Here is a 6229-nt window from a genome sequence, read left to right on the forward strand (position 1 = left end):
CTAGTCCAGGTGGCCCTCCTCTCTGAGTTGCTCGGCGTCCGCTTTCTCGTAGCGCCACGTCACGTCCGCCTTCTCGTCCTGCCAGTCCCACGGCTCCACCAGCACGATGTCGCCCTCGCGAATCCAGATGCGCTTCTGCATCCGCCCCGGGATGCGGGCGGTTCGCTCCGTCCCGTCCGCACAGCGGACGTTCACTCGGTTCGCGCCGAGCATGTTCGTCACCTCGGCGAACACTTCGTCCTCGTCGGGCATCCGCAGGTTCTTGCGGCTCCCCTCGTCCTCGCTCATACGCCCGCGTAGTCGCGGCAGACTTTTAAATCCCTACTCTCTCCCATCGAAACCGCCTTCCCCGCCGCGACTGACTCCACGCGTATGCTCGACAAACTCGGCATTCAGGGCGTCCTCGGCATCGTCCTCGTGCTCGCCGGCCTCGGCATCGTCGCCTACAACGCTCCCGTCGTCGCCGTCGGGCTGTTCGTCGTCCTCCTCGGCCTCGTCGTGCTCGTCCGCCGCGGCCTTCGCGCCGGCATGGAGATGATGGGGATGGCCTAAACGCCCAAGACCCACCCGCGAGAAGCCAGTCCGTGCACGCACCGTACGTCACCGCCGTCCTCGTGCTCGCCGCGCTCGCGTTCGCCGCAGCCGCGACGTTCCGGGGCTGGTGGCGGCGCGAACACCCCCGTCCGGTCGGCACGCTCGAACTCGCCGCCCTCGCAATCGGCGCGCTCGGCGGCGTCCTCGGCGGCCTCGCCGTCCTCCTCCACGTCCACGTCATCGCGCACCCGTACCCCGCCGCCGTCGGCGCGACCGCGCTCACGCTCGCCGCGCTCGTCCTCGCCGCCCGCGCCCGATAGTTCAAACCGGAAGCCGACACAGCACGGGCTATCACCCAGTAAACCACCGCACGGACACAGAAATCGGAGAGCGGCAGTCACACCCGTGCGACCCCCGGGACTGCCCGAACGCCCCCAGCACCTCAGCTCAGGAACGGAGCTCCCGCAACCGCTCTCGACCCGGCGCGATAAGCCACCGTTTTCTTCGTCGGGGTTCCTCGCGGTCACTCCGTGACCGCTGCGGCGACCCTCTCCTCGAAAACCCTGGACGAAAAAGCGTGCTCGCTACGCTCGCAGTCAGGAACGGAGCTCCCGCAACCGCTCTCGGCCCGGCGCGATGAGTTCGTCGAGGTAGTCGGCGAGCGCGCCCTTCGCGTCCGCCGGGTGGAGTTCGCCGGATTCGAGGTCGGCGGCGAGCGCCTCGTACTCGCCGTACGTCAGGTCGCCGCCGTACTCGTCGGGCCGCTGGACGACGACTTCGTCGAAGCGCGGGAACACGTGGTACTCGAAAATCTGGAGCACGGGGTTTTCGAGGTCGCCCTCGGGGTCGCGGGTCGGCGGGCAGAACGCGCTGTTGACCTTCTCCGCGATGTCCTCCGTGGAGTCCTCCATGCTGATGTTCACGCCGGACGAGGAACTCATCTTCCCCTCGCCGGATTCGAGGTCGGCGATGAGCGGCGTGTGCAGGGAGGTCGGCGCGTCGTACCCCACGTTGGGCAGGACGTCCCGCGCGAGCATGTGCACCTTGCGTTGCTCCATCCCGCCGACCGCGAGATCCACGTCGAGGTACTCGATGTCGAGCGCCTGCATCAGCGGGTAGACGGCCTGCGAGACCTTCACGGAGTCACCGCTCTTGATTTCGCTCATCGCGCGCTCCGCCCGCGAGAGCGTCGTCTCCAGTTCGAGGGCGTGCAGGTCGAGCACGTAGTCCTCGTCGAACTGGAAGGACGACCCGTAGACGAACTCCGTCGATTCCTCGTCCAGTCCGTACGCGAGGAACTGCTCGCGCATCCGCTCCGCGATCTCCTCGATCTCGTCGAACGACCCCTTGTCGTTCAGGTAGGCGTGCACGTCCGCGAGCAACACCACGACATCGAACCCGGCCTCCTGGAGGTCGATGAGTTTGTTCGCGCCGAGGAGGTGGCCGATGTGGAGCACACCGGACGGCTCGTACCCGACGTACACCCGCTTCCCCTCGGGGTCGTCGGCGAGCGCTCGGACTTCCTCTTCGGTCACGACTTCCGCGGCGTTCCGCGTGACCAACTCGTACGTGTCCATACACGACCCTCCCGACGAGCGGGAAAGAAACTCTCGGTTCTCCGCGCGCCGTCAGTCCCGGTCGGCGCGGTGTTCGCTGATGATTTGGTCGACCATCGCCTCGTTCTGCTCCTGTTCGCGTTCCTCGACGCGCTCGCGGTAGTCGGCTTCGACGGCTTCGACGGCGTCCTCGCTGGCGATGGCGAGCTCGTCTATTTCCCGAATCCGCACGTCCTCGGCGGGCCCGAACGCCACGTCCTCCTCGTAGAGCACGTCGCGGGCGGCGTCGGAGGTGCTGCCGGAGAGCAGGACGACGCGGGGGTCGTGGTCGGCGAGCAGTTCGGCGGTCGCGCGGCCCGCGCCGGAGGCGTCCCGGAAGTACACCACGTCGCCGGCGGCGATGCCGTACTCCTCGACCGTGGAGTCGATGGCGTCCCGCGTGAACTGCGCGACCGGCTTCACCGCGACCAGGTTCCCGGAGTTCACGTCCGCGAAGTTCGAGTGGTCGAGCTTCCAGAGGTCTTTCAGTCGCGCGAGTTTCGACTCCAGTTCGTCCGCGCGCTCGCGCTCGGCGTCGAGTTCGTCCTCCAGCCGCGAGTTCTCCCACTCCAGTTTCGTCACCTCGCGGCGCTCCCGGGCGCGCTCGCGCTCCTCGCGGCGGGCGTCCGACAGTTCGGACTCGTACTCCTCGATTTCCGCCTCCTTCTCCGCGAGTTCGGCTTCGAGCTCCTCGACGTGGTCGCCGAGGCGTTCGACCTGGCGTTCGAGGTCGCGGATGCGTTTTTCCTCCTCGGAGAGCTCTCTAACCTCGTGTTCCGTCTCCTCCGCCTCCGTCTCCTCGGTCGCGGTGAGGTCGTCCACCACGGCCTGGACGTGTTCGTCGTTCCCGACGACGCGCGCGAGCACGTCCCCCCTATCGACCTGCGGCGGAATCTGCTCGGTGACGCGCCGTATCTGGGTTTCGTGGGCGTCGTACGCGAACAGCGCGGCGGCCATCGCGTCCCGCTCGTGGTCGTTCTCGTAGCCCTCCTCGCGCGTCCGGTGCTGTTTCTCGTCCACCGGCAGGTCGGTGTCGGGCTCCCAGCCCGCGGCGTCGAACGTCCGCCGGAAGCTGTCCACCGTTTCGGGCATCGGCGTCACGTCCGCGGCGACGAGGACGGGCCGGCCGTGTTCGATTATCCACTCCACCACGTCCGCGGTGTCCGCGGTGCGCGTGCTGAGTACGTCGAGCACGCGGCCGTCGAAGTCCACGAGCGCGACCGCTGTCGTGGTTCCGGGGTCGATACCGACGAACACGCGGTCGCGGCGGCGCGCGAGCGGCACGAACTCGATGCCGTCCCGGCGGACGGGTTCGATTTCGACGCGGGTGTCCCCGGAGCGCCGACTCGACACGGGGATGTCCTCCATGCGCGCCTGCACGGTGAACACGGCGTTCGAGAACCCGCCGTACTTCTCCGTCTCGTCCATCTCGTAGTCCAATCCGGCGTCGTCGAGTTTCGAGGCGATGTCGCGGGCGTCCGTCTTCACGTTCCCGTGGATGCGCCGCGTGTACCGGTCGGAACTCCACCCGCCCTTTCCGGTGGAGCGCCCCCGAGAGACCTTGATTTCGGTCTCGTTCGTGAACGCAGAGACCTCGTAGCCGACGTTCCGCGCGGCGAGCCGGGCGGCCGCCTCGGCCTCCTCCATCGCGGGTTTCCCGTACGGGACGCCGTGGCGCTTCGCCACCCGGGAGAGCGGTTCCGGGCGCTCGTCGCCCGTCACCTGGACGAGCTTCGTCTCGGCGGGGAGCCCGCGGAGGAAGTGGACGAGCTGGTCTTTGTCCGCCGCGAGCTCGTACATGTTGTCCGTCGCGAGCAGGTCGGGTTCCGCGTCCTCGACGAGCCGGCGGAGTTTCCGGCGGCTCACCACGTCGCGTTCGATGTCGTCGCCGTCGTACACGACGAGCGCGTAGGAGGGTGCGTCACCGCGGACGTCGCCGCTCTGCACGTCGACGCCGAACACCAGCGCGTCCAGCGCGCGGGTACGGGTACTCACGGCGAGAAGTAGGCGATTGCGAAATATAAGCGCACGGCCGCCCTACTGGGGGTAGGGGACGTCGAGTTCGAGGCCGTCGTGCGCGACGACGGACTTCCCGGTGAACGTGCGTTCGGCCTGCTGTTTGAGGGCGCTCACGTCGCCCGCGTACCGGCTGGAGATGTGGGTGAGCGCGAGCCGTCGCACGCCGGCGTCCCGGGCGACCCGCGCGGCCTCGCCCGCGGTGGAGTGGCCGGTTTCGGCGGCGCGCTCGGCGGCGTCGTCCGCGAACGTCGCGTCGTGAATCAGGAGGTCTGCGCCGTCCGCGGCCTCAACGGTCGCGTCCACGGGCCGGGTGTCGCCCGTGTAGACGACGGTGCGGCCGGGCCGCGGGTCGCCCACGACCTGTTCGGGCCGCACGAGCGTGCCGTCGTCCAGTTCCACGGGGTTGCCGTCGTGGAGTTCGCTGAACTTCGGGCCGACGGGCACGCCGAGGTCTTCCGCCTTCTCGCGGTCGAACCGGCCCTTCCGGTCGTGCTCGCGGAGCGCGTACCCCACGGAGGTCGTGCGGTGGTCGGTCTCGAACGCCCGCACCTCGTACTCGTCGCGCTCCAGGACGACCTCGCCGGGCGTGACCTCGCTCACCCGCACCGAGAACCCCGTCGGGGAGCCGATGGCGCGCACGAGCTGGTCGAGCTTCGACTTCGTCCCCCGCGGCGTGTGAATCGTCACTGGCTCCGAGCGGTCGTTGAAGTCCCACGTCTGCACGAGCCCGGGGAGGCCGAGCACGTGGTCGCCGTGGACGTGCGAGACGAACACGTCCGACACGTCGAACCCCGTGCCGTACTTCATCATCTGTCGCTGCGTCCCCTCCCCGGCGTCGAAGAGGAACGCGTCACCCCCGCGCTTCAGGAAGACGGAACTCGGGTTCCGGGTCGTCGTGGGGACGGCCCCGCTGGTCCCGAGGAAGGTAACGTGGAGAGTCATAGCCCTACATGGGTCTGGCGGCCGGAAAGCGGCTTCGACTCGTCGTTCAAACCGTCCAAAACGGTTCGAACGGATGAACGGCCGTTCGGGTTAATCCCCGTCGCGCTCCACGGGTCGAGTACATGAATCGCACACTGGCCACGCTCGTCGTCGCGGTGACCGTCGTCCTCGCCGGGTGCGCCGGCGCGGGCGGCCCCACCACGGCGGCGACCACCACGGACGGCACGACGACCGACGGAACCGCGGAACTCGCGTTCTACGTGAGCGACCGCCCGGGCGCAATCGGTGACTTCGAACACTTGAACGTCACCATCACCCGCATCGGTCTCCACCACGTCGGGAACGCGACGGACGCGACCTCGACGGTGAACGCGACAAGCACGACCAACGAAACAACGACCGCGACCAACACCACCGCGACGACCGCCGCCACGACCGAGGAGGCCGAATCCGACTCCGGCGGCGAGTGGGTGGAGCGGGACGTGAACGACACGACGGTCGACCTGACGCGGTTGCAGGGCGAGAACGCGAGCCTGCTCGGGAACGTCTCCGTTCCCGCGGGCACCTACGACAAGGTGTTCGCGTACGTGAGCGAGGTGAACGGCACGCTCACGACCGGCGAGTCGGTGAACGTGACACTCCCCTCGCAGAAGCTCCACGTGAACAGCGAGTTCACGCTGAACGCGAGCAGTGCCGCGCACTTCGTCTACGACATCAACGTCGTGAAGGCGGGCGGCAGCGGGAAGTACATCATCAAGCCCGTGGTGAGCGAGACGGGCCTGAACAAGCCCGTGAACCCGGTTCGGATGCACGGAGCGTGCATGTGTGGGAGTAACGGGAGTCTGAACGTCACCGTCACCGAGAACGTCTCCGCGGGCGAGAACGTCACGGTGCGCGTCACCGAGAACGGGAGCGCCGTCGCGAACGCCACCGTCACCGTGAACGACGAGCGCGTCGGCACCACGGACGCGAACGGAACCGTCTCCGTCACCGTGCCGGACGCCGACCACGTCCGCGTGCTGGCGGAGGCGGGCGACGACCGCGGGAACCTCTCGGTACGGCTGAGCGACGGCGGCGGCGGTGACCGCGGCGACGGCGGAAGCGGCGGCGGACGATAGGCGTAACCGACCGATTCTTAC

Annotated in this window: 7 protein-coding genes; 3 read left to right on the plus strand and 4 right to left on the minus strand. The window is 68.4% G+C overall.

The features are described 5' to 3' along the window. The gene (eif1A, locus tag LI334_RS12285; protein WP_227261109.1) at nucleotides 1-288 is read right to left on the minus strand and encodes a translation initiation factor eIF-1A; all 288 of its coding nucleotides are present in this window, start codon (nucleotides 286-288) and stop codon (nucleotides 1-3) included. Nucleotides 289-372: 84 nt separating this feature from the next. Here eif1A and LI334_RS12290 point away from each other — a divergent pair, with 84 nt between their 5' ends. Both LI334_RS12290 and LI334_RS12295 read left to right on the plus strand, forming a co-directional pair. Then, nucleotides 373-552, plus strand: coding sequence for a DUF7470 family protein (locus LI334_RS12290; protein WP_227261110.1), 180 nt, complete (start codon nucleotides 373-375; stop codon nucleotides 550-552). Nucleotides 553-584: 32 nt separating this feature from the next. Beyond that, nucleotides 585-854: a hypothetical protein gene (locus tag LI334_RS12295; protein ID WP_227261111.1), complete on the plus strand. Its 270-nt coding sequence runs from the start codon at nucleotides 585-587 to the stop codon at nucleotides 852-854. 276 nt (nucleotides 855-1130) lie between these two features. On the opposite strand, the gene LI334_RS12300 is transcribed toward LI334_RS12295, so the two are convergent. Genes LI334_RS12300 through rnz form a run of 3 tightly spaced genes read right to left on the minus strand, consistent with a single transcriptional unit; the run spans nucleotide 1131 to nucleotide 5090 of the window. Then, nucleotides 1131-2111 carry a tyrosine--tRNA ligase gene (locus tag LI334_RS12300; RefSeq protein WP_227261112.1) on the minus strand — a complete coding sequence of 327 codons (981 nt, stop codon included), beginning with the start codon at nucleotides 2109-2111 and terminating at the stop codon, nucleotides 1131-1133. A gap of 51 nt (nucleotides 2112-2162) precedes the next feature. Continuing rightward, nucleotides 2163-4124: a DUF460 domain-containing protein gene (locus LI334_RS12305; protein WP_227261113.1), complete on the minus strand. Its 1962-nt coding sequence runs from the start codon at nucleotides 4122-4124 to the stop codon at nucleotides 2163-2165. 42 nt (nucleotides 4125-4166) lie between these two features. Then, nucleotides 4167-5090 (minus strand): ribonuclease Z, encoded by a 924-nt coding sequence (gene rnz, locus LI334_RS12310; protein ID WP_227261114.1) that lies wholly within the window; start codon nucleotides 5088-5090, stop codon nucleotides 4167-4169. Between the two features lie 122 nt (nucleotides 5091-5212). On the opposite strand from rnz, the gene LI334_RS12315 reads away from it, so the two are divergent. After that, the gene (locus LI334_RS12315; RefSeq protein WP_227261115.1) at nucleotides 5213-6208 is read left to right on the plus strand and encodes a DUF4382 domain-containing protein; all 996 of its coding nucleotides are present in this window, start codon (nucleotides 5213-5215) and stop codon (nucleotides 6206-6208) included. Nucleotides 6209-6229: the final 21 nt, after the last annotated feature.

The organism is Salarchaeum japonicum (genome assembly GCF_020614395.1).
Taxonomy (GTDB): domain Archaea; phylum Halobacteriota; class Halobacteria; order Halobacteriales; family Halobacteriaceae; genus Salarchaeum; species Salarchaeum japonicum.